This is a genomic window from Nostoc sp. NZL, from assembly GCF_015714705.1.
GTDB lineage: Bacteria > Cyanobacteriota > Cyanobacteriia > Cyanobacteriales > Nostocaceae > Nostoc > Nostoc foliaceum_A.
On record NZ_WBKL01000069.1, the window covers coordinates 1 to 24,007 of the forward strand.

21 protein-coding genes and 1 pseudogene are annotated in these 24,007 nt (G+C 42.2%); 11 read left to right on the plus strand and 11 right to left on the minus strand.

Features of this window, described 5'->3' with window-relative positions; all coding sequences use genetic code 11:
* Nucleotides 1-225: 225 nt before the first annotated feature.
* The 3 genes and pseudogenes from F8R90_RS09795 to F8R90_RS09805 form a co-directional block, all read left to right on the plus strand.
* Nucleotides 226-405: pseudogene (locus F8R90_RS09795) on the plus strand (ammonium transporter); the annotation flags it as partial.
* Nucleotides 406-519: 114 nt separating this feature from the next.
* The gene (locus F8R90_RS09800) at nucleotides 520-1,386 is read left to right on the plus strand and encodes an SGNH/GDSL hydrolase family protein (protein WP_196510586.1); all 867 of its coding nucleotides are present in this window, start codon (nucleotides 520-522) and stop codon (nucleotides 1,384-1,386) included.
* Between the two features lie 110 nt (nucleotides 1,387-1,496).
* Complete coding sequence (locus tag F8R90_RS09805) at nucleotides 1,497-2,705, plus strand: 4-hydroxy-3-methylbut-2-enyl diphosphate reductase (RefSeq protein ID WP_196510587.1); 1,209 nt, start codon at nucleotides 1,497-1,499, stop codon at nucleotides 2,703-2,705.
* Between the two features lie 423 nt (nucleotides 2,706-3,128).
* Here the strand turns inward: F8R90_RS09805 and F8R90_RS09810 are convergent, their stop codons facing one another.
* Nucleotides 3,129-3,350, minus strand: a complete 222-nt coding sequence (locus F8R90_RS09810) for a hypothetical protein (RefSeq protein WP_196510588.1) — start codon at nucleotides 3,348-3,350, stop codon at nucleotides 3,129-3,131.
* 120 nt (nucleotides 3,351-3,470) lie between these two features.
* Between F8R90_RS09810 and cbiE the strand changes: the two genes are divergently transcribed.
* Nucleotides 3,471-4,691: a precorrin-6y C5,15-methyltransferase (decarboxylating) subunit CbiE gene (cbiE, locus tag F8R90_RS09815; protein WP_196510589.1), complete on the plus strand. Its 1,221-nt coding sequence runs from the start codon at nucleotides 3,471-3,473 to the stop codon at nucleotides 4,689-4,691.
* A 62-nt stretch (nucleotides 4,692-4,753) separates the two neighbouring features.
* On the opposite strand, the gene F8R90_RS09820 is transcribed toward cbiE, so the two are convergent.
* Nucleotides 4,754-5,485 carry an ABC transporter ATP-binding protein gene (locus F8R90_RS09820; protein ID WP_196510590.1) on the minus strand — a complete coding sequence of 244 codons (732 nt, stop codon included), beginning with the start codon at nucleotides 5,483-5,485 and terminating at the stop codon, nucleotides 4,754-4,756.
* A gap of 178 nt (nucleotides 5,486-5,663) precedes the next feature.
* On the opposite strand from F8R90_RS09820, the gene F8R90_RS09825 reads away from it, so the two are divergent.
* Nucleotides 5,664-6,527 carry a DUF4351 domain-containing protein gene (locus F8R90_RS09825; RefSeq protein ID WP_196510591.1) on the plus strand — a complete coding sequence of 288 codons (864 nt, stop codon included), beginning with the start codon at nucleotides 5,664-5,666 and terminating at the stop codon, nucleotides 6,525-6,527.
* A 2-nt stretch (nucleotides 6,528-6,529) separates the two neighbouring features.
* Here the strand turns inward: F8R90_RS09825 and F8R90_RS09830 are convergent, their stop codons facing one another.
* The 8 genes from F8R90_RS09830 to F8R90_RS09865 all read right to left on the minus strand — a co-directional run bounded on the left by F8R90_RS09830 (nucleotide 6,530) and on the right by F8R90_RS09865 (nucleotide 13,139).
* Entirely contained in the window at nucleotides 6,530-7,321 is a 792-nt protein-coding gene (locus F8R90_RS09830; RefSeq protein WP_196510592.1) for an ABC transporter ATP-binding protein, read from the minus strand.
* A 24-nt stretch (nucleotides 7,322-7,345) separates the two neighbouring features.
* Nucleotides 7,346-8,269: a branched-chain amino acid ABC transporter permease gene (locus F8R90_RS09835; RefSeq protein WP_196510593.1), complete on the minus strand. Its 924-nt coding sequence runs from the start codon at nucleotides 8,267-8,269 to the stop codon at nucleotides 7,346-7,348.
* 49 nt (nucleotides 8,270-8,318) lie between these two features.
* Nucleotides 8,319-8,921, minus strand: coding sequence for a Uma2 family endonuclease (locus F8R90_RS09840; RefSeq protein WP_196510594.1), 603 nt, complete (start codon nucleotides 8,919-8,921; stop codon nucleotides 8,319-8,321).
* A 14-nt stretch (nucleotides 8,922-8,935) separates the two neighbouring features.
* On the minus strand, nucleotides 8,936-9,886 hold the full coding sequence (locus tag F8R90_RS09845; RefSeq protein WP_196510595.1) for a branched-chain amino acid ABC transporter permease: 951 nt from the start codon (nucleotides 9,884-9,886) through the stop codon (nucleotides 8,936-8,938).
* A gap of 7 nt (nucleotides 9,887-9,893) precedes the next feature.
* On the minus strand, nucleotides 9,894-11,156 hold the full coding sequence (locus F8R90_RS09850) for an ABC transporter substrate-binding protein (RefSeq protein ID WP_196510596.1): 1,263 nt from the start codon (nucleotides 11,154-11,156) through the stop codon (nucleotides 9,894-9,896).
* Between the two features lie 260 nt (nucleotides 11,157-11,416).
* On the minus strand, nucleotides 11,417-11,743 hold the full coding sequence (locus tag F8R90_RS09855; protein WP_196510597.1) for a DUF6464 family protein: 327 nt from the start codon (nucleotides 11,741-11,743) through the stop codon (nucleotides 11,417-11,419).
* Between the two features lie 200 nt (nucleotides 11,744-11,943).
* Nucleotides 11,944-12,429 (minus strand): hypothetical protein, encoded by a 486-nt coding sequence (locus tag F8R90_RS09860; RefSeq protein WP_196510598.1) that lies wholly within the window; start codon nucleotides 12,427-12,429, stop codon nucleotides 11,944-11,946.
* Nucleotides 12,430-12,860: 431 nt separating this feature from the next.
* Entirely contained in the window at nucleotides 12,861-13,139 is a 279-nt protein-coding gene (locus F8R90_RS09865) for a hypothetical protein (RefSeq protein ID WP_196510599.1), read from the minus strand.
* A gap of 12 nt (nucleotides 13,140-13,151) precedes the next feature.
* Between F8R90_RS09865 and F8R90_RS09870 the strand changes: the two genes are divergently transcribed.
* The 3 genes from F8R90_RS09870 to F8R90_RS09880 all read left to right on the plus strand — a co-directional run bounded on the left by F8R90_RS09870 (nucleotide 13,152) and on the right by F8R90_RS09880 (nucleotide 17,531).
* Nucleotides 13,152-14,498: an erythromycin esterase family protein gene (locus F8R90_RS09870; RefSeq protein ID WP_196510600.1), complete on the plus strand. Its 1,347-nt coding sequence runs from the start codon at nucleotides 13,152-13,154 to the stop codon at nucleotides 14,496-14,498.
* A gap of 207 nt (nucleotides 14,499-14,705) precedes the next feature.
* Nucleotides 14,706-15,167 carry a GNAT family N-acetyltransferase gene (locus tag F8R90_RS09875; protein WP_196510613.1) on the plus strand — a complete coding sequence of 154 codons (462 nt, stop codon included), beginning with the start codon at nucleotides 14,706-14,708 and terminating at the stop codon, nucleotides 15,165-15,167.
* A 474-nt stretch (nucleotides 15,168-15,641) separates the two neighbouring features.
* Complete coding sequence (locus F8R90_RS09880; protein WP_196510601.1) at nucleotides 15,642-17,531, plus strand: transketolase; 1,890 nt, start codon at nucleotides 15,642-15,644, stop codon at nucleotides 17,529-17,531.
* A gap of 150 nt (nucleotides 17,532-17,681) precedes the next feature.
* Here the strand turns inward: F8R90_RS09880 and F8R90_RS09885 are convergent, their stop codons facing one another.
* A complete protein-coding gene (locus tag F8R90_RS09885) occupies nucleotides 17,682-18,710 on the minus strand; it encodes a 1-acyl-sn-glycerol-3-phosphate acyltransferase (protein WP_196510602.1) in 1,029 nt (342 codons plus the stop codon).
* A gap of 773 nt (nucleotides 18,711-19,483) precedes the next feature.
* Here F8R90_RS09885 and F8R90_RS09890 point away from each other — a divergent pair.
* Genes F8R90_RS09890 through hpxZ form a run of 3 tightly spaced genes read left to right on the plus strand, consistent with a single transcriptional unit; the run spans nucleotide 19,484 to nucleotide 23,937 of the window.
* Complete coding sequence (locus F8R90_RS09890) at nucleotides 19,484-19,738, plus strand: helix-turn-helix domain-containing protein (RefSeq protein WP_196510603.1); 255 nt, start codon at nucleotides 19,484-19,486, stop codon at nucleotides 19,736-19,738.
* A 1-nt stretch (nucleotide 19,739) separates the two neighbouring features.
* Complete coding sequence (locus F8R90_RS09895) at nucleotides 19,740-23,498, plus strand: PAS domain S-box protein (RefSeq protein ID WP_196510604.1); 3,759 nt, start codon at nucleotides 19,740-19,742, stop codon at nucleotides 23,496-23,498.
* Between the two features lie 7 nt (nucleotides 23,499-23,505).
* On the plus strand, nucleotides 23,506-23,937 hold the full coding sequence (hpxZ, locus tag F8R90_RS09900) for an oxalurate catabolism protein HpxZ (RefSeq protein ID WP_196510605.1): 432 nt from the start codon (nucleotides 23,506-23,508) through the stop codon (nucleotides 23,935-23,937).
* The last annotated feature ends 70 nt before the right edge of the window (nucleotides 23,938-24,007 follow it).

Genomic DNA, 24,007 nt, shown 5'->3' on the forward strand with positions numbered 1-24,007 from the left:
AGTAATGTGTGTGCACGCCGAATTTCTCTGGCTTTTGCTGAACCCTTTTTGACTAGAGCCAGTAGTTCTTCCCTCTGTGATTCACTCAGATTAATTTGATACTTTTTGCTCATACACCCTTTTTCCTTCTTCTGCGATCGCTTGTCTGCTTGTGAATACCAATGCATCCACATTGCTATTTAATCACACTTGATTATAACCCCGCAAAATTAATGGGACAGACCACTAGTAGCAATTGCCATTGCCTATGCGATCGCAGGTGTTGGTACGTGGATTATTCTCAAGGTTATCGATGCTACAGTCGGGCTACGAGTCAAAGAGGAAGCAGAATTGCAAGGTTTGGATATCAACGAACACGGCGAAGAAGGTTACAATTCCGAGTTTGGCGATCGTCCCACTTCGTAAAGAGGACTGAGTTAGGAGTTGGGATTTTTCTTTCAATACAAAATCCAAAATTGGGCTGATTTGCGATCGCTAGCGTTAAAATTTGATTCAAATAATTGGTAAATTTCGCTAGTCGTGTCTACATCTGCAAAAACCTTTCCTATCTGGGCATTTTTCTCGCTGTTAACCAACGGCATCCTAATGTTGGCGGTCATCCTGTTAATTTGGCAACAGCAGAGATTGTCCGCTTTTTTTGGGATAATAACATCCCCAGAACCAATCAGCCTGAATAACTCACCGCAAATTACTACACCTGATTTAGGTCGCCGTCACCAACTCACTTACCAAGAGTGGGTGGACATCCTCAAGCAAGAAGCCAAGGTCGCCGCTGACCAACGTTCTCCCAATTTAACCATCCTGGCGGGAGATTCTCTGAGTTTGTGGTTTCCCCCTGAGTTATTACCCGAAGGTAAAAATTGGCTCAATCAAGGGATTTCTGGCGAAACCAGCAGTGGACTGTTGAAAAGATTGAAGATATTTGACCGCACCCAGCCAGAGGTCATTTTTGTGATGATTGGCATTAATGACCTAATTCGAGGGATAAACGATGGGGTTATTTTAGATAATCAGCGGCAAATTATCAATTACCTACGAAAGACGCATCCTACAGCGCAGATTATTGTCCAATCGATTTTGCCACATGGGGCAGAGGAAGCAACTTGGAAAGGACGAGATAAACTTCTAGCTGTGGCCAATAGTCGCATTAGCAAGTTGAATCAGCAACTGCAAAGCCTTTGTACCAGAAAAGGAGTCAAATATCTCGATTTATATCCCTTGTTTACCAACAAGCAAGGAAATCTCCGCCGCGAATTTACTACTGATGGCTTACATTTAAGCCCTGAAGGCTATATAGTTTGGCGTTCTGCATTGCAGATTTATAGCGAGATCGAATTAAAACCCCAGCAAGAAAAAGAGGGGAAAAGGGAAAAGGTTAAAGGGTAAAAGGATTTAATGCCTTTTACCCTCTCTGGTAATATCTTTGAATACAAGTCTGTATAAATCTCGTCTTGGCGCGAGAAAATAAGAAATAGTGGTTTAAATAGACAAATCTAATGGATACAAAAGCTTTTAAACGCAGCCTGCAACATTCAGAAAATTACAATCGCAAAGGCTTTGGTCATCAAGCAGAAGTTGCGACCCAGTTGCAATCTGAGTATCAGAGTAACTTGATTCAGGAAATTCGCGATCGCAATTACACTCTACAACGAGGTGATGTGACAATCCGACTAGCACAAGCCTTTGGCTTTTGCTGGGGTGTAGAACGAGCTGTGGCAATGGCCTATGAAACCCGTCAGCACTTCCCTACAGAACACATCTGGATTACTAACGAGATTATCCACAACCCTTCTGTAAATCAGCGAATGCAGGAGATGGAAGTAGAATTCATCCCCATTGAAGGAAAAAATAAAGACTTTTCTGTTGTGGGAACTGGTGATGTAGTGATATTACCTGCTTTTGGAGCAAGCGTTCAAGAAATGCAGATCCTTCACGAGAAAGGCTGCAAAATTGTTGATACAACTTGTCCTTGGGTATCTAAAGTTTGGAATACAGTAGAAAAGCACAAAAAAATCGACTATACATCAATAATTCACGGTAAATATAAGCACGAAGAAACAGTTGCGACTAGTTCCTTTGCTGGCAAGTATTTGATTGTGTTGAATTTACAAGAAGCACAATATGTTGCTGACTATATTATCAATGGTGGAAACCGTGAAGAATTTCTGACAAAATTTGCTAAAGCTTGTTCAGCAGGATTTGATCCCGATCAAGATTTAGAACGAGTTGGCATTGCCAATCAAACTACGATGCTTAAAGGCGAAACTGAGCAAATCGGCAAGCTTTTTGAGCGGATTATGTTACAAAAGTATGGCCCCACCGAGTTAAATCAGCATTTCCAAAGCTTCAATACTATTTGTGATGCCACTCAAGAACGGCAAGATGCCATGTTGGAGTTAGTGGAACATAATTTAGATTTCATGGTAGTAATTGGTGGGTTTAATTCATCCAATACTACTCAGTTGCAACAAATTGCTTTTGAGCGGGGAATTCCTTCTTATCATATTGATACTGTTGAACGGATTAAATCAGGAGATTCCATAGAACATCGGCAACTAAATGGGCAGTTAATAACTACAGAAAACTGGTTACCAGATGGAGAAATTGTCGTGGGAATTACTTCTGGTGCTTCTACGCCAGATAAGGTAGTAGAAGATGTGATTGAGAAGATTTTTGCATTGAAAGCAACAGCAGCGCTGGTTTAACAGTCTCAGTGATTGATTTCATCTCTTGGCGAAACACCACATCAATATTGGTTCTCAAGTAAGCAAGTTTGTAGTAAGGACTAAATTCCTTACTACGAACTATCAAAACTAGCTTGACAAAGTATTAGTATTCACTGCTAACTGATAACTACATTGGCTAAAGAGTGAAAGATGAAGCAGCAATATTCTTATCCAATCAGCGCCTCATAGTCATCATGTGACCCAATCCAGATCCAGTAATAATCCTCGCCGTTCTTAAGTGCTAGTGCGCGATATCCACCACTAATCCTGACTGATCATAAATCAGTTCCTACTTTTTTGAAATGCAAAGACGGATAAAATTGATTATTAATCCAAAGACGATACGACTTTCTAGATTGCTCTTTAACTTCATCTGAAAGTGCAGCATAAGAGCGCCAAAAATCAGGGGTTGTTAAGGATTTCATCTAACGGTTTCACCCGATTAGCTTCAATATCTGCTTTTGCACGCTGGATTAACTGATCCAATCGACCCAATTTTGCATCTGTTTCAATTTGCTTGTCCCAAGCATCGTTAAGATATTCTTGGAGCCAGTTTGATAAATCCCGCATTTCACCTTCAGACAGTTGCATAATAGCGGCTTTTATTTCTGGGAGTGAGTTCATCCTGTTATCCTCAATCCAGCACTATAAAATATAACCAAAATTGACGGAATAATTCAGAATTAGAATTAGTGTCAAGTCTTAGTTATGAAGTAATAATTATTAATTTAATCATTAATTAGCATGGCAGAGAAATGGCTTTCTATCGTCGGCATTGGGGAAGATGGATTACAGGGGTTAAGCGCGATCGCTCTTTCCCTAATCACTCAAGCTAAAGTAATTGTGGGAGGCGATCGCCATTTAGCAATGCTCCCTACAGATGATCAACGTGAAAAACTAGTCTGGACATCCCCTATAAGCACTTCTGTAGAAGAAATCATCCAGCGTCGCGGTCAGTCAATTTGTGTACTCGCAAGCGGTGATCCCATGTGTTATGGCATTGGTGTCACCTTGACGCGGCGAATTCCCGTCTCTGAAATGACAATTATCCCTGCACCTTCAGCCTTCAGCCTCGCCTGTGCCAGGATGGGATGGTCTTTAACTGAGGTGGAAACCTTGAGTTTGAATGGTCGTCCATCCTCCCTACTTCAGTCTTACATTTACCCAAAAGCGCGACTATTGATTTTGAGTGAAGGGAAGGACACACCCGCTATTGTTGCTCAAATTTTGACAAATCGTGGCTATGGTGGCAGCAAAATCACCGTATTGGAGCGTATGGGCGGCAGTCATGAAAGAATTGTGGAAGGTACGGCTGCATCTTGGAATGAAACAGAAATTGCTGCTTTAAATGCGATCGCAGTTTATTGTATTGCTGATGCTGGGGTTACTCCATTACCAAGATTACCAGGACTACCAGATAACGCCTACCACCATGATGGACAGTTAACCAAGCGTGAGGTTAGGGCAATTACCCTAGCAGCTTTGGCACCCACGCCCGGAGCGTTGTTATGGGATGTTGGTGCGGGTTGTGGTTCAATTTCTATTGAATGGATGCGAAGCCATGCTCGGTGTCGAGCGATCGCGATCGAGCAAAATTCATCTAGACTACTTTACATTGCCGATAATGCCGCCACTCTCGGTACTCCAAATCTGCAAATCATTGAAGGTAAAGCGCCCTATGCCCTAAAAGACTTGCCTACACCAGATGCCATCTTTATTGGTGGTGGGGTGACAGCAACAGGACTTTTTGATATTTGCTGGGAAGCGCTGCGGCCGGGTGGGCGTTTGGTGGCAAATGTTGTGACGGTACAAGGCGAGCAAACTTTATTTCAATGGCATGAACGAGTCGGTGGTGATTTGACTCGTGTTGCAATCCAGCGGGCGGAACCTATTGGTAAATTTTTGGGCTGGCGAGCAATGGCACCAGTGACGCAATGGATAGTTGTGAAGTCTGAAACTAAATGATCGCATTTGTAATTGTGCTTGTAACTCTCAAGTTTTCAGAGGGATACATATAAATTAATTAATCACCCCAAATAAGCTTTTTTAACTCGCTCATCACTAATTAATTCTGATGCTGCGCCTGTTAAAGTTATAGAACCAGCTTCCAAAACATAACCGCGATCGGCAATTTGTAGTGCAAGATTAGCGTTTTGTTCAACTAACAAAATAGTTACGCCTGTATCACGAAGATTTTCAATAATTGAGAAGATTTCCCGGACGATCGCAGGTGCTAAACCTAAGCTAGGCTCGTCTAAAAGTAAGAGTTGTGGTTTACTCATGACAGCGCGAGCGATCGCTAACATTTGCTGTTCACCGCCGCTGAGGGTTCCTGCTAGTTGATTGCGTCTTTGTGACAAACGGGGAAATAGCTCAAATTGGCGCTGAATATCTGCTTTAATCTCAGTTTGATTGGAGCGAATATAAGCACCCAAAAGTAAATTATCAAATACTGTTTGTCGCGCTAATACTCTACGTCCTTCAGGACAGTGGGCGAGACCAAGTTGTACAACTTCGTGAGTTTGGCGGCGGGTAATATTATGTCCATTATAGATAATTACACCACTCTTAGGATTAACTACTTTAGATATGGCGCGGAGTGTAGTAGTTTTACCAGCACCGTTAGCACCAATTAGAGTAACTACCTCGCCTTTTTGAATAATTAAATTAATCTTTTTCAGAGCTTGGATGCCGCCATAATTTACATCAAGTTCTTGAACTTCTAAAATTGTATAGTTTGGTCTACTATCGGCTTTCATCGGCGGTTTACATCCAGAAATGTTGATTCAAAACCTAACATACATCAATCATACATTTCTTAAAACAGTGCGTAGGCGTACCCCATCGTAGACATTGCTTCAACTTAAAAACCAACGCCAGAATACTGCAATCTTTATGATGTACCATTAATTACTAATTAAAGATATCAAGCGTCCTGTGGCAAAAGCAGCAGATATTGGTAGCAAACGACTAATTAATTTAGCTCCCGATGCATGGGTACAGTGGGTAACACAACGTCCCGAAGTGGTGGCGAAAGAAATTCTCGGTTCTGAGTTTCAGTGGATTAGCCGCGAAACAGATGTGTTGGTGAAGGCATACAGTGGCACCCACGGGGATTTTCTGGTACTTAACGAACTACAGTTGCGTTACACAACACATATGCCTCTACGGATGAGAGCCTATGCTGCCTTGGCACAAGAACGCTATCGATTGCCAACTTACCCAGTACTGATCAACATTTTACCGCCCCCATCTACCTTAACGATTGTCAATAGTTACGAGCAGGAATTTTTGGGATTACGTGCTATCCAAGATTATCGCGTGATTAATTTGTGGGAAATCGATGCTGAGATAGTGTTTCAGCAACCACTACCATCGTTGTTACCCTTTGTGCCAATCCTGCGAGGAGGGGGAGAGGTATCAGTTGTGCAACGCGCATTGCAAGCGCTACGAGCAGATGCACAGTTAAACCAATTAGAATCATTGCTGGCATTTTTTGCTAGCTTTGTGTTAGATACGCCTTTAGTTCAACAAATCATGAGGTGGGATATGGCAGTATTGCGAGAATCGCCTTGGTATCAAGAAATTGAGCAAAGAGGTATTCAGCAAGGTATTCAGCAAGGTGTTCAACAGGGTGCGCGACAGCAGTTAATCCGAGTATTGCGACGACGCTTTGGTGAAATTCCTCAAGAGGTAGAAGCAAGGCTTGAGGGCGAAAGTGTGGAACAATTAGAAAATTTAATGGATAGCGCGATCGCTGTGAGTTCTCTAGACGAATTTGTGCAAATTTTGTCTACATGAATTCATTCATTTCCCAAATAAGCTTCAATTACAGCCGGATCATTTCTGACAACTGCTGGTTTACCCAAAGCAATCAATTGGCCAAAATCTAACACCGCAATGCGATCGCACAGACCCATAACTAAGGGTACATGGTGTTCTATAAGGATGATCGTCAAATTGAAGCGATCGCGCAGGCTACGGATAAATTCACTGAGTTGCTGCTTTTCGTTGGGGTTCATCCCCGCCGCAGGTTCGTCGAGAAGTAAGATTTGCGGTTTTAAGGCTAAAGCACGGGCAATTTCCAGCCGACGCTGATCACCATAGGCAAAGTTTTTGGCTTTTTCGTCAGCGCGATCGCTCAAGCCAATCATATCCAATAAATCTAAAGCTTTCTGTTTAGTTTTAAGTTCTTCATTAGGCGCTGGTGGCAATCCCAAAACTCCTGTAATCATATTACTTTTAGTGTGCAAATGCCGAGCAATAATCACATTTTCTAACGCCGACAATTCCCCAAATAAACGAATATTTTGGAAGGTACGGGCGATACCTAAAGCAGCAATTTGATGGGGACGCAGTTGAGAAACTTCTGCACCTTGATAAATTAATTTACCGCTAGAAGGGGGAATAAAAGCGGTAATTAAATTAAACAGTGTTGTTTTGCCAGCACCATTAGGGCCAATAAGTCCAAAAATCTCATGTTTATTTACACTAAAAGATACATTGTTGACCGCCACTAGACCACCAAAACGGCGAGTCAATGCTCTTGCTTCTAAGACAATACTGCTGTTAGCTTCTGAAATACTGTATGACATTTTTGCATATTATTTATGAATAGTTCACTTTTGGCTTTTACGCCTTTGAAAAATATCTGGAGTAATTAGCCCTTGAGGGAAAAAGATTGTACCTATTACTATTAGTAAGCCAAAAATAATTAATCTACCATCTCGCAAAAATTGTGCTAACCAATTAGGTAAACCACCAGTATCAGCGAGACTTCGCAGAATTTCTGGTAAGGCTGTAAATACCATACCTCCAATTACCGGCCCTAAAAAACTTCTCGAACCACCAATCAAAACAAAAGTTAAATATATAATACTGGCATCAAAAGTACCTTGACGAGCATTCCAGGTATTAAGGAAGTGGGCGCTAATTGCACCTACAACTCCTGCAAGCATAGCCCCTAATGTAAACGCCAAAACTTTGTAATAAGTCGGATCTATTCCCATTGCACCCGCAGCTAATTCATCTTCACGGATAGCAATAAAAGCCCTTCCTACGCGGATGCGTTCTAAACGGTAAAGCAGCACCATACTAATTAATAGTAAGGGGAGAGCAATCCATAAATATTCAATTTGTGTTTGGAAAGGTTGAGGAATGCCAAAAATTCCAACAGCACCACCTGTAATATCCAAGTTGAGAGATATGACGCGCAAAACTTCCACAAAAGCTATAGTAGCGATCGCTAAATAAATTCCTCGCAATCGCAACGCCGGAATGCCGACTATTATACCCAATAAACCAGAAATTATACCAGCAATTAGCATCTCCAATAACAACAATGGAATGGGAAATAAACCACTGCTAGATGTCAAAACTTTTGTGGATAAAATTGCTGCAATATACCCACCTAAAGCATAAAAGCCCGGACTAGCTAAAGACAATTGTCCTGTCATTAGCGGTAAGTAAAGTGATAACCCTAGTAGCGCCCCCAATACCATAGAGACAATTAAAGAACCGTAAGTAGCGAAAAAATCAGCCATTTTAAAACATTTTGATTAAGCTTAATCAACCTATCGCTTTTATCAACTATTAAGCTGTTAATATTTGCTCTGCTGTCAGCGCCAGTTCAGGAAAAGTTCGTGACACGATCCGTTCTGAACTTCTAAACTGTGTGCGTTGGTATTTTCCCTCAGTATCTAATATAAAAACAAACACAGCCGGAACTTTTGGATTTCCCAAATACTCTCTTAGCCCAATTGCCAAATAATCTATAATCCAATATTCTGTAATACCTAAGCGTTGATATTCATCTAATTTATCAATGTAGTCATCTTCCCAATTAGTTGATGTTACCTCTACAGCTAATTGGATAGGTTCTTCAAGTGCAGAATAAGCAGAACGATTCGAGCGCCATTTATCTTTATCTATGACACTTACATCAGGCTTGCGCCCTTGCTCTATGCCATTAGCAGTTATAGTTTTAAAGACTGCTGTGTTTTTTACTACGTAATTAAGATTTAGACGTTTAATTTCATCTTTGAAAGAGTCAGCCGTAAAGTCAGCGACATCATCATGATTTCTCGTAGCACGCACTTCTACAATTTCTCCATCTACAAGTTCATATAAACCTTCCTCTGGACACTGTTCTAAAAATTGCTCAAAAGTTAATTGTTGTTTGGTGTATGTTTTCATGGCACTACGTATCTTCAAACTTTCTGGATAAATCTTCGTCCTAGCAAACCTTGGGGTCTAACTAATAGCATCATAAACAAAATTCCAAAGGCTACTGCGTCTTTATAACCAGAGAATTCAGCAGGGACAAACGCCTCCACTAATCCAATTACTAAACCTCCCACCACCGCACCAGGAATACTACCTAAACCACCTAAGACAATTACCGCTAAACCCCGTAAACCAAAAGCAATGCCGAAATATGGCCCTGCAATACTAACACTAGAGGCGACTAAAGTTCCTGCTAATCCTGCTAAGAAACTGCTGATGAAAAATGTTAGGATGATAAAGCGATCGCTATTAATTCCTAACAAACTAGCTGTAGTTGGATCTTCTGCGATCGCCTGCATTGCCTTACCATATTTAGTCCGATTGATAAAATAGGTAAGAATTGCCACAATCACAACTGATACACCAAAAATTACCACCTGGACACTGCGAATAGGAATTGGGTTTTCTGGACTACCAAAATTAAACGCAGGTGGCAAATTTCCGTAAGTATTTGCGGGGTATGTGTAACTTTCTGCGCCTACTAAATACTGGATTAAGTTCACAATTACTACTGCTACTCCCAAGCTAGAAACAACAGTTAGCAAAGGGTCAGATCCTTGACGGCGCAAAGGTTGAAAAGCAACGCGTTCCATCACTACCCCTACCAATCCCGCCAAGCTACTTCCTAAAATCAAGGCTATAGCAAATGGTAATTTTATCGGTAGGGCTGCATTAGCTAGCAAGCCGTTAAATCCAAAACTACCACCCATGAGTGCATAAGTAAAATATGCACCCAAGGTAAAAATCGCACCATGAGCTAAATTAATAATGCCCAAAATGGAATAAACTAAGGTATATCCTAAGGCAAAAATTGCATAAACGCTGCCTATGGATAACCCATTTAATAATTGCTGCAAAAATAGATTGATATTCATTTAGCAACTATTTTATAAATGTAAATTTACCTTGGCTTCCATCTTTTGGTATCTTGATTTGGGCTACATAAAAATCTTTTTGAACAACTTCACCTATGGGAGTAAAACCAATTTCACCTAGTGGTGTATTGTATGTTCCGGCAAGTATTTGTTTGTTTAATTGCGTCCGCAATTCTGGTAGTTGCAATTTGTTGACTTTGCTCTTGTTATCTAAAGCTTGGAGTGCTTCGACATAAACCTGCACGGCTGCAAAAGCTTGGGCGCTAAATTGAGGTGGTTCTTTCTTGTATTCGTCAGTATAGGCTTTACGAAATGCCGTGTTAATTTCACCTGGATGCTGTGGACTGTAAGCTTGAGCAATCAATACGCCATCACAAAGTGCATTACAAACTGTCAATATATTTGATGTATTTAGACCATTACCACCGACAATTAAGCCTTTATAACCCAGTTCTCGTAATTGTCTGATTAAATTACCACCATCAGCAGCTAAACCAGAAATAATGATCAAATCTGGTTTGAGATTAATGGCATTAGTAGCTTGGCTTTGAAAATCTGTATCACTGGTTTGGAACTTCTGTACTGTTACCAATTCCAGCCCTTGATCCTTAACTGTTTGTTGAAATATTTCTGTTTCTGACTTGCTAAATGCATCATTTTGAGCATAGAAAACTGCGACTTTTTTAACTTGGGAGTTTTGCTTAAGTGCAGCTTTCACCGAATAAGGTGCGACAATGGAAACTGGTGCGGAAACACGGGCAACGTAATCACCAATTTCGGGTATGTTTTTAGCAGTATTTGATGGCCCAAGAATGGGTACTTTTGCCCGTTCGGCAATAGGGTTAGCACTAAAAGCTTGCTGTGACAAAGTTGGTCCCACAATCCCAATAACTTTATCTTTATTAATTAAAGTTTGAAAAGCGTTAATTGCTCCAGCTTCATCACCGCTAGTGTCTTGAAACACCAATTTAATTGGTGTGCCATTAACACCACCTTTACTATTAAAATACTTCTCGGCAAGTTTGGCTCCAGCAACTTGCTCTTGACCTAGTAATGCCACATTGCTTGTTTGGGCAACAGCAATACCGATGGGAATAGCACCCGACAATGTACCCGTTGTCGCTGCGGTGTCGGTTGCAGTGTTATTTGTGGTAGTATTTGGGCTATTATTTGGAGAACTAGTTACAGTGTTAGTTCCACCACCACAGCCTGTTAGTAGCAAAGCACAAGTTGATAAGAATGCTGTTGTTCGAGCGATCGCGTTGTTCATCGTTAAATAATCATGTAGTTATTAGATATTCGGCAAAAGCTCATAGTAAAGGTCATAATCTGCAAACAAAATTACGCAGATTTCCACTTTTGCACGAATTATATTAAATCATTCTTATTTGAACATGCAAAGACAAATATTCAAAGTGTTTGTAAATACAAATTATTATAAATAGGAATGATTTTATCATTCCCCGGTTCTATTTGGGAATGTGCTATGAAGTTGCTTTGCCAGTTCAGTTGAGTAGTAAGTAAGGACTCTTAAGCCCTTTTTTCACTATCAGCTAATCCCTTAGGTTCGTAGTGACGACAACCATTACAAGGGCCTTCGGGATTGACAGCACAACGCATGTAGCCAGATCGGGCATTAAATTTGCAGCTGATGTCGCCAATTAGGTAACCCACCCCTTCTAAATAATAGCGATCGCTCTCAACCGATCTAAGGTTTTGCCGTCCCTGCACCGCCGGAAAATTCCTAGCTGCTTGCCTCATCCGTAAGCGTGACCGCGCCTGGGTTTTGCGGATTACCCACAGAGAAATCAGGGACGGTAAAAAACCAACGGCAATCACTAAAAGTGTCTTTAACACCTTCTTTTACCTCTTCTGTGCGCTGATTGATTGTCCCTGATGTTGCACTCTGGTGCAAATATTAGGGCAGTTTTGCCTAATTGCCACCAACTATGGTTGCAATTAGCAATGGCAATTTTGAGGAAGAAGTTCCTTCTGCCACTTCAATCAGCATAACTTTTACAACCTTAGGGGTGATCTGCCGTTGAATGTTGATAATTTTAAGATTTGTTGACTAATACCTTTTTGAACAAGCGTTTTGTGTCAGCCTCAGCCCCACTCTTGTTTTTTCTCTGTCGCTGCGATGCTAATTTTTTTTTGGTTTGCTGACGAAGTTGCTGTGCTAGCAGTGCAGCTTCCCTTTCGGCTCGGAATAAATCAACTCTTCGCGTTGTCAGAATAAATGATTCGTCAGGCTTTCGTTTCACCCAAGGGACGCTAACTGCGAAATACTGACAAATATTTTTGCATTTTAGAACTGGGTAACGTTTTTGAGTATTCAGTGTGTTAGCGATCGCTTTCAACTCTAATATCGCTGCTTCTAACTCTCCTGCCATCCGATTAACGCGTTCGACTTGGGCAATCAAACGTTCCTGTTCACTAATGATTTTTTTATCTTGGGGTTGCAGTGGCACTATCGCAGTAGTTACAGATGTAGGCTTTAACAGCAGAATGGGCTTTTTGTCCGTGTCTTGGATTTTTTTCATACTACCTCAAGCAAGACTAGCTGACTTTTAAGGCATTTTAGCAGCAAAATAGTATATTTGTACTACATGAGTTGTGTATATGTTGAATCTGAGGAAAATCCACAACTAAGCAAATATGTTGATGTTGATTATTGACCTTCACACGGTTATTGGTAAGGGCACAAAGCTTTGACCTCTACTATGTATTGCTCCTCCCATAGAGATATCGATGGATCAGGCATCATGCACCATTAGCCAGATGGAAGAGGTATGTGAGATTTTTAAGCTGAATTTAGGGACTTACAAATAAAAAACAATTGTGCTTGTGGGGTGAGCGTATCGCCCGCCCATAACCAAGGGTGGACAAGATGTCCATCTCACAAGATTGGATAATTTATTTCTTGGTAATCCCTTAGTAGGCTAAAAATTTATCGAATAGGTATAAAGCCGGATCAACCTTCGCTCATGCGATGATCTGGAATCAAGAACCTGCCAAAAGAGGCAGGGGAGCAGGGAGCAGGGGGGAGGATTGGACGGAAGCTCAGACTCCGAGCAATCAAGAACGTCTTAGAAAGACGGGGCTTGATCCCCATGTTCCGCTCCGCTTCGGGGCTTTCTATTGCTCCCCCTGCCCCCTGCCCCTCCGCCTCTTCGGTCAACATAATTCGTAATTCAATTCTTTTAGCTTGCTTCTGCGTAGTGATACTACAAATTACTAATGATCTAGTCACTACTTTCGAACTATGGTAGACGCAACGATAACTAATCTAGTCGATGCGGTGCGTGAGTCTGCATACCGACTGACAGGTGCAGCCGCAGACTACGACCCATTGATGAACTTGATTGGCGATGCCCGTGTCGTCTTAATTGGCGAAGCCACCCACGGGACGCATGAGTTTTATGAGCAAAGGGCTGAGATTACCAAGCGACTAATTCAAGAGAAAGGTTTTACAGCCGTAGCAGTTGAAGCAGACTGGCCGGATGCCTATCGCGTGAATCGCTATGTGCAGGGCGCGAGTGAAGATCCTACACCTGCGGAAGCGCTTTCCGGTTTCCAACGTTTCCCCACTTGGATGTGGCGCAACACAGATATGCTAAATTTTCTGAACTGGCTACGTGAATATAATGATGCTATCTCAGAAAATGCCGTCAAAGTTGGCTTTTATGGACTAGACCTTTACAGCATGTATGCCTCCATAGAAGCAGTTCTCGAATATCTGGATAAAGTTGATCCCGAAGCCACCCAACGTGCCCGTTATCGTTACTCATGCTTTGAGCATTTGGGTGAAGATGCCCAGACCTATGGCTATGCTACCAGCTTTGGACTGACAAAATCCTGTGAAGAAGAGGTGGTTAATGTACTAGAGGAACTGCAACGTCGGGCTGCCGAGTACATTCAAAAAGACGGAGAGGGAGCAGCCGATGAATTATTCTATGCCCTGCAAAACGCTCGGTTGGTGAAGAATGCCGAGGCTTACTACCGCTCAATGTTTCAGGGTCGGGTGTCTTCCTGGAATATTCGCGATCGCCACATGGCAGAAATCTTAGATCAGCTAGTTGCTCATTTTGAACAACAGGGTAAACCAAGCAAAGTAGTTGTTTGGGAACACAACTCCCATCTAGGAGATGCACGGGCAACTGATATGGAGGTAATGGGTGAAGTAAATGTGGGTCAATTAGTGCGCGATCGCTATGGTGATGATGCGGTGCTGATTGGCTTTACTACTTATACAGGTACAGTCACCGCGGCTTCTAATTGGGGAGGAACTGCCGAACTCAAGCTAGTTCGTCCTGCCTTACCAGGAAGCTATGAAGCCCTATTTCATCAGACTGGAGTACCCCAATTTTTGCTCTTGCTAAAGGATAATAATCCAGCAATTACAGGACTCAGAGAAGCACAATTGGAAAGAGCGATCGGTGTCATTTACCAACCAGAAACCGAGCGCATCAGTCACTACTTTTATGCTCGTCTCCCAGACCAATTTGATGCGGTGATCCACATAGATGATACAAAAGGTGTGCAACCTCTAGACCGCACTGCCTACTCGGATATGGAAGAAGCACCAGAGACTTTTCCCTTTGCTGTCTAGTTACGAGTCGGGAGTTTTGAATTATTGATCACAATATGGGTCTACAAGCCAGATAATAAGCCTTGTTTCCTCCTGAATTCTAAATTCTAGCTCCTGACTTCTGAATTCTGCTATATAAGCCCAAAGGACTGCACTCGGAAGGTGAAGTAGTCCCGGCAGCGCTGATAATATTTTTAGTAGAGTTATTTGTCATTAATTACCTTCCTGATGAAATTACGAATATACGAAATAGCTGATACCGAAGAAATTATGAAATTGTTCTACGACACTATTCATGAGGTGAATATTCACGATTACACACAAGAACAGGTAGATGCTTGGGCACCAGCAAAGATGGATATTGACGTTTGGATTAAAGGTTTAGGAAGTAAGTTTACTTATGTAGCAGAGGAGCAAGGTAAAATTATTGGTTTTGGGGAATTAGAGGCTAATGGCCATATTGACCGTTTTTACTGTCATAAAGATTTTCAAAGAAAAGGGATTGGTAAGAAAATTTTAGAACAGCTTGAATCAAAAGCAAAGGCTTTAGGGATTGAAAAGTTATTTACAGAAGCCAGTATTACAGCTAAACCTTTTTTTGAAAGACAGAATTTTATTGTGATTAAACAGCAAGAGGTAGAACGGAGAGGGCAAAAACTGATAAATTTTATCATGGAGAAACCAATTTAATGATTACTAAATTGATTTGATTAAAAACAGAGATTTGAGTGTAAAATTCAGCTTTAAACTGTCAAAGATATTCATATATTTTAAACAAGCAGTAGTTTTTTTCTCGTTGTGCATATCTAAATTTGTGGGATTTTCCACAAACAAAATACTTAATTCAGTGTAATTATTCTTCTATACCCTAAGGAATAAACGTTAGTTATTCCATTAGAAAGAAGCGACTGTAGCTCCTACTATCTAAAGTAAACCCAGAGGCAGCAAAATAAATCTCTGAGCAAGTTTAGTTAGATTGGTATGTGCCTCTGGTTAGAAAAGACACGACCTATAACAAAGTCAAATTTAAACAGAATAATCTTTCTTTGTTATCTATAACGCATTGGCAATTTATTTCGGGAAAATAGCCAAGTCTAGCCAAACACGAGTTATTAGATAAAGAATTCGCCGCAATACCCTTGATTTTTATTGAGGAATATAATTATGACGACACAGGAGCAACTACAACAATGGCATGAACTAGCACAACAGTTGCGTGTCGATAGTATTCGCGCTACAACTGTTGCCGGTTCAGGTCATCCTACTTCATCCATGTCACCCGCTGATTTGATGGCGGTTTTACTCTCCAAATATCTCGGCTACGACTTTGATAATCCACATAACCCTAATAGCGATCGCTTCCTTCTCTCTAAAGGACATGCTGCACCTCTGCTCTATGCCATGTATAAAGCAGCGGGGGTAATTACCGATGAAGAGTTATTGTCACTGCGGAAAATTGGCAGTCGTCTAGAAGGACATCCCACACCAGTTTTACCTTGGGTTGATGTGGCGACTGGCTCATTAGGACAAGGATTACCAATTGGTGTAGGGCTGGCTCTAGCAGGTAAATATCTAGATCAACTTCCATACCATGTCTGGGTGTTGTTGGGTGATAGCGAAACATCTGAGGGGTCTGTATGGGAGGCTTTTGATCATGCCTCACACTATAGTCTAGACAATCTGATCGCCATTATCGATGTCAATCGATTAGGCCAGCGAGGTCAGACTGAACTGGGCTGGAACATACAAGCCTATGCTGCGCGTGCTAGAGCCTTTGGCTGGCAAGCGATTGAAATTGATGGTCACGACTTGACAGAGATTGATCAAGCCTTTAGCGCTGCTTTGAGCATCAACGATCGCCCCACGGTAATTATTGCCCGCACAAAGAAAGGCAAAGGTGTGGCTTCTTTGGAAGATTTAGGTGGTTGGCATGGTAAAGCCCTCAAACCCGAAGATGAAAAACAAGCGATCGCGGAGTTAGGTGGTGAACGCCACATAATAATTCAAGTAAACCAACCCGAAGAACAAGGACAACCAGCTACAACAGGTAATCCTCAACCACTGCAACTTCCCACCTATGATAAAGGTGCAAAGGTCGCAACCCGTCGAGCATATGGTGACGCATTAGTAGCATTGGGAGCCGCTCAACCTGATGTAGTTGTCCTTGATGCCGAGGTGAGTAATTCCACTTACGCCGAAGATTTCGCCGAAGCCTATCCTGAACGCTACTTTGAGATGTACATTGCTGAACAACAAATGATTGCAGCAGCAGTGGGGTTGCAGGTGCGAAAATATAAACCTTTTGCTTCCAGCTTCGCCGCCTTCTTGAGTAGAGCTTACGACTTTGTACGAATGGCGGCTATCTCTCGCGCCAACATTAAATTAGTGGGTTCTCATGCTGGGGTATCCATTGGTCAGGATGGCCCTTCACAGATGGCACTGGAGGACTTAGCAGCCTTCCGGGCAGTGTGGAGTAGTACTGTACTCTATCCCAGTGATGCCAATCAGACGGCTAAACTAGTGGCGCAGATGAGCGATCGCAATGGCGTTGTTTACCTCCGCACCACCAGGGAAAGCACACCTGTAATTTATGGCTCTGATGAAGAATTTCCCATTGGTGGTAGCAAAGTAATCCGTAGCTCTGAGCGAGATCAAGCCACTGTAATTGCGGCTGGTATTACACTACATGAAGCACTTAAGGCTTGCGATCGTCTCAAAAACGAAGGGATCGCGGTGCGTGTCATAGATGCTTACTCTATCAAACCCATTGATGTGCAGACAATTCATCAAGCTGCACAAGATACCAAAGGTAATTTAGTCGTTGTTGAAGATCACTGGATGGAAGGTGGGCTAGGTGCGGCTGTGCTTGATACCTTTGCTGGTACTAATATTATTCCTACTTACAATGGGCCTCAAGTGCGGCTAATTAAGTTGGCAGTGCTTGATATGCCAGGCTCAGGCACTCCAGAAGAATTGCTCCATGCTGCCAAAATTGACGCAGATGCCATTGTTGAAGCCGTGAAATCGCAAGTCAGACAGCCAGTAGGGGTATAAGACAATAGGTTCGATGAGATAAGGGACTTCCAACTAAAAAAATATCCCATCGCTTTCTTGGCAGGGGAGCAGGGAGCAGGGAGCAGGGGGGAGCAACAGTCGTGTTGAGTCCAGAAATTAGGATAATTTATTTTTTGGAGTTCCCTAAGCTTAAATTTCTTTAAAGCAGTGATTAATTTTAATTTGCAGTTTTTCTCGTAATTGTTGTGCCTGCCGATAAGCCACTGTAAGCCCTTTGTTTGAATTGGGCAATTCTTTTGGTTCTAAAGGCTGAATAAAGTAGCGCAAGCGAGTTCTCATTGCCCAAATTCCCATTGAAGGAAACAGAATTAAGACAAGCATTAAAGGTGAGAAAGGCAAAAATGGTAATTTCACTAATCTTTGCAATTTCTGGAAATTAACAGCCCAAGGATGTAAAGATTCACTGCCGATGCAAACTACTGGGAGAATGGAAATTTGATAGCGATCGCTCAACTTAATAAAACTCACATCAAACTTTTCTAGTTGATAGCGTCTCCTCCAACCTTTTAGAGGGCCGCGGATGCCTTCGGGTGCATATAAGATAATTTCACTTTGGGCAATAGCTGCTTCAAAATCATCTAATTTGGCTCGCACACCACCCAAAACCTGTGACCATTTGGGTGGTAACCACCAAATTACCCAAGGATGCTCAAATAATGCTGGACTTGCTACGGGTTGTATTACCCATCCTCTAGTTTCACCTAATAAATAGCCCAAGGTCAAAAAATCCCAAGGAAAACACATGCCTGCATGATTCATTGCCACAATCAATGGCCCTGTTTGCGGCAAGTTTTCGACTTGTTGTAATTCTCCACGAAAATAGTATTTAACGATCGGGCCGAGAACTTCTTGGCGAAAAGCTTGTTGATATTTGGGATCAAATTCACCAACTTCTGTACGGGGTGAACGAAAACCAAGACGCAACCAACGAATCAGTATCGCCAGATAAAATCCGCCAGGAATTAAAAATAATCCATATTCCAGCCAATTCCAACCGTCTAAATCTGTGTGATAGTGCTGCCAATGGCGGTTGAATAAAATTAGCCAGCCTGGAGGATACCAAAGACAAAACCAATCAAACCAGCTAAATATATAGCCTTCACCTGGTGCATTTTCCAGTTGAGTGTTGAGGAGGTTTTCAGAGTGTTGGTTAATCAAAATAGTGATATAGATTAGGCAAAAATTTTGATTTAAATCTTATCATAGCTTTACAGCTTGGCTATTGGCATCTCACCAAAGAAGTAAAATTAACTACATATATTGAAAAGCATTTTAGATAATTTTGCCAAAATTAGCGATAATTTGGCAAAACTTATCAGTACAAAGTATTAGATACAACTAATGTATCCAGAGTATCTTTATAGCAATTCTCATTTAAATAAGGAATACGAAAATATTGTGTCCCTACGAGTATCTGTGTTCATTGTGAAAATTACTTTGTTTAACGTAGACGCATAGCGGCTTGCCGCAGGCTACGCACAGAGCGCTTACTCTTACGGTCAAGCTACGCGCAGCATCTTGTAGAGGAGTATAGAAAAAGAAGATTTCAGAAATGATTTAAAACTGCTGTTTATAAATATGACAATGTAACGCATCACCCATAGATTTTTGGCAGTGTGTGATGCTTGAAAATGCTCAAAACTCTTAAAATGATACTATTTTCACATCACATACGTGGCAAAATTTAATATTTATTTTATAGTTACCTTCTACAGTTCTTCTGTATCAACAAGTTTTGGTTGCACCATCTTAAAATAGTGACCAGTTATCAGAAGTATGGTAGAAAACTTAAATCAGTGAACAGTAATTAATGAAGCTAATAACTAATATCAGTTTTCCACCAAAAGATGAAATTGATAACAACTAATGACTGTTCAAATTCTTCCTCAAGCTGGAGACAAATGGCGAGACATGTGTCCTAACCTTCCTATATGGAAGTAGAAAAATCACTAAAAATTTCAGATTTAATCCGTGAACTTCGGCAGCAACTCGATCTGTCTCAGGAAAAGTTTGCAGTCAAGTTGGGAGTTTCCCTGCGAACAGTCAATCGTTGGGAGAACGGATCTACAGTGCCTTCACAGATGGCACTAAAGCTAATTGAAGAAATGTTACAGAAGATGGGCGAACCAGGCAAAAGACTACTGAACGAGTATCTCCTAAAAGCGGAGCAACGGGAGGACTCTTAAGATGATCGTGAAAGTACCCGAAAAAATTTTGATGATGCGTTCTTGGTTACTAACCTATGGTGTGATGATTCTGGTAGTCATAGCGGCGCTGCTGCTGACGCAACTATTTTTGCCAGTCTTCGATCCGAACGTATTTACATTATTTTATGCTGCTGTGGCAATCAGTGCTTGGTATGGTGGCATGGGACTTGGAGTGCTAGCGATCGCTCTTTGTGTTACAACTGCTCTCTATTTTTTGATCGAGCCAGTCTACTCGTTCGATTTCCTCAGCCTGCACGTCTTAGTACAATTAACTACATTCTCGCTAGTTTCCTTCTTAATTACCGCCCTCTCTTCAGAGTTGCGAACTGCCAGACGCAAGGCAGAGACAAGCCTGAAATTGTTGCAAAATAGCGAAATGCGGTTTAGCCGACTGGCAGAATCCAACATCATTGGAGTTATCGTCACTGACATGAAGAACGGCTCCATTATAGAAACCAATGATGCTTTTCTAAAAATGGTTGGCTATACGCGAGAAGATTTGTCCGCTAACCAGATGAACTGGCGCGAGATTACCCCGCCTGAGTATCTTCTTTTGAGTGAGCGTTCAGTGGAAGAACTTAGAACAGTCGGAGTCTGTAAACCCTTTGAGAAGGAATACATCCGCAAAGATGGTACAAGAGTTCCCGTTTTGCTTGGTTCTGTCCTGGTAGAAGACACTGAAGAAACGGTTATTGGCTTCGTTGTTGATTTGAGCGAACAGCAAGCTGCGCTACGCGAACGCCAGCAAGCCGAACAAAGTTTGCGGGAGAAGGAAGAACGCCTAAGATTAGCTAACGAGCGTTTTGAGTTAGCAGCATCTGCGGTTAATTGTCTCATTTATGACTGGAATATAGAGCAGGATATAGTTGATAGAACCGAGGGTTTAACCAGAATTTTGGGCTATTCCCTCGACATTGCTGAACCAACAGGTAATTGGTGGCGTGAGCTTGTTCATCCAGAAGATTTACAGCGTGTACAAGAAGAGGCAGCGATCGCTTTAGCAAATGGCGATCGCTATGCTGCCGAGTATCGCATTCGCAACCAGGATAATCGGTACATCTATATATTGGATCAAGGAATAGTCGCGCAACGGGATGCTGAGGGAAAACCAATACGTTTAGTTGGCAGCACTACAGATATCAGCGAACGCAAGCAAGCAGAGAAGGCAATCCAAGCAAGTGAAGAACGCCTCAGGAGTTTTGTCAAAGCAAATATAGTTGGCATTCTCTTCGGTAATGTGAATGGTGGTATAACTGAAGCCAACGACGAATTTTTGCGAATTGTAGGCTATACCCAAGCAGATATCCAGGCAGGTAGACTACGCTGGACTGATATCACACCTCATGAGTACCAATATTTAGATGAACTGGCAATTGCCGAGGCAACAGCGAAGGGAACCTGTACTCCATATGAGAAGGAATGTATTCGCAAGGATGGTTCCACTGTCCCAGTTGTAGTTGGCTACTCTCTGTTAGGAGAATCTCGGCAGAACTCAGTTGCATTCATTCTTGATATTAGTGATCTCAAGCAAGCTAAAAAAGCTCTAAGTCAGAGTCAAGAGCAATTTCAAGCTTTTATGGATAATATTCCAGCCGCAGCATGGATTACAAATGCAAACGGACGTGTACTTTACCTCAGTCCAACTTATCTGAGCACATTCAATTTAGCAACAAATAAGGCGATCAATAAAAACATTTTTGATCTATACTCAGCCCAAATCGCTCAACCCTTCCTCGATAACATTAGAATGGTTGCCCAGACGAATCAGGTTGTGGAAACGATCGAATCTGCCCCACGCATAGATGGCACCCTCGGCGAATTTTTGGTATATAAGTTTCCCATTGCAGATGCATCTGGGCAACGCCTAGTAGGAGGGGTTGCAGTTGACATCACCGAACGCGAACGCGCCCTGCGTGAACGCCAGCTTGCAGAACAAGCCTTGCAAGAGCGCAGTGAAAGACTCAAACTGCTCTCTGAAACAACCAGTGATTTGCTTTCAACCGAGCGCCCCTTGGATCTAATGAACAGCTTGTTTAGCAAACTCTCGGCGCAGATGGATTTGCATTTTTACTTCCACTATCTAACTGAGACGCACGAAAATAAGCAGAAACTTCGATTAGTGGCTTGGAATGGCATTACTAATGAAGTATTTCAAGCAATTGAATATTTAGAATTTAATCAAGGGATGTGCGGACTAGTAGCGCAAGAACGCCGTCAAATCGTCGTCAATGATGTGCTGCACTCTACCCATCCAAATGCCCACATCCTCAATGCTTTGGAAATCACAGCATATGCAGGTCAACCGTTAATTGCTCAGGGAAAGCTGCTTGGTGTCCTCTCCTTTGCCAGTCGCACCCGTACTCACTTCACTTCTGGGGAAATTGCCCTGCTGCAAGCAACTTCCGATCAGGTGGCGGTTGCTCTAGAACGCGCTCAGTTGATGGATTCGTTACAGCAGCAAAAAGAGCAATTGGTTCAAGCTAACCGGATCAAAGATGAATTTTTGGCGGTGCTTTCCCACGAACTTCGCACGCCGCTAAACCCGATCCTAGGATGGTCGAAGTTACTGCAAACTAAAAAATATGATGAAGCAACCACCACTCGCGCTCTCGAAACCATTGAGCGTAATGCCAAGCTTCAGACCCAACTAATTGAAGATTTGCTGGATGTATCTCGCATTTTACAAGGTAAACTCAGTCTGAATATTGCTCCTGTGAATCTGGAAACTGCGATCGCATCTGCAATAGAAACCGTAAGTCTAGCCGCCCAAGCCAAATCTATCAATTTGCGATTTACGATTTTAGATTTTGGACTAGAAAATCCTGACAGAAATTTAGAATCTATCGATTTTAACCAGCAACCTGACAATCTAAAATCCCAAATCCAAGTTGCGCTTCCAGCGTACCAAAGGTGCGGCTCAAAATTCTTAGTAACTGGTGATTCAGGTCGCTTGCAGCAAGTTATCTGGAATTTACTTTCCAATGCTATTAAGTTTACGCCCCAAGGTGGACAGGTAGAAATCAGTTTACAGTCACTTGGCTCTCAGGCTCAACTGCAAGTTAGTGATACAGGGAAGGGAATTAGCCCAGATTTTTTACCCTATGTATTTGATTACTTCCGACAAGCTGATGGTGCAACTACCAGAAAATTTGGCGGACTGGGATTAGGATTAGCTATTGTTCGTCACATCGTAGAGCTACATGGCGGCACAGTTAAGGCAGAAAGTTTGGGCGAAGAACAAGGAGCAACCTTTACAGTCATGCTACCGCTGATCGAGATTCATCTTAATAACCACCAGATTGATAAACAACTTGATGATTTGCCCGATCTAAATGGGGTGAAAGTTCTGCTTGTGGATGATGAGCGTGATACGCGAGATTTAATTGCTTTCATTCTGGAGCAGTCTGGCGCGGTAGTAATTCAGGCAGCATCGGCTATAGAAGCATTACAAGCTATGCCTCAGTTCCAGCCAAATCTGCTGTTAAGCGACATTGGAATGCCGGAATTAGACGGCTATATGCTGATGCGTCAAATCAGAGCTATGCCACCAGAAATGGGAGGAACAATTCCAGCGATCGCTCTTACAGCTTACGCAGCTGAGGCAGATTACCAACAGGCAATTGCCGCCGGATTTGGGCAGCATATTACTAAGCCAGTGGAGCCTGCTAAGTTACTTCGAGCGATCGCTAACCTGATTTATACTAGCAATCTGCAAACTAGTACAACACGCTGTAAATAGAGCAATCATGACTAATGTAAATGACTCTGCCGTTGTAGCTGAAGTAACTGATTTGTACCTCAAATATGAAGAAGCTCTTTGTAATAATAATTTGGAAGTGATGGATACCTTGTTTTGGGATGCGCCCGACGTAGTGCGGTTCGGGATCTCAGAAAACCTCTATGGCGGCGATGAAATTCGTAACTTTCGCCAGAATCGTCCAAACCCGAAAATAGAGCGAGAAATCTCTAATCTCAAGATTGTAACCTTTGGGAAAGATTCAGCAACAGTGACTTTAGAGTTTCGTCGCAATATTAATGGTGTAGAACGTTATGGGCGACAAAGCCAGACTTGGTACAGGTTTACTGAAGGATGGAAAGTGGTTTCAGCGCATGTTTCATTATTGCCAGTGTCAAAAGAGGCAGGGGAGCAGGGGGCAGGGAGCAAGGGGGAAAACTGAGACGGAAGCTCAGACTCCGCCCCAGTAAGATCGCCCTTTATGGCGGGGCTTGTCTGCGACACGCTGTTCG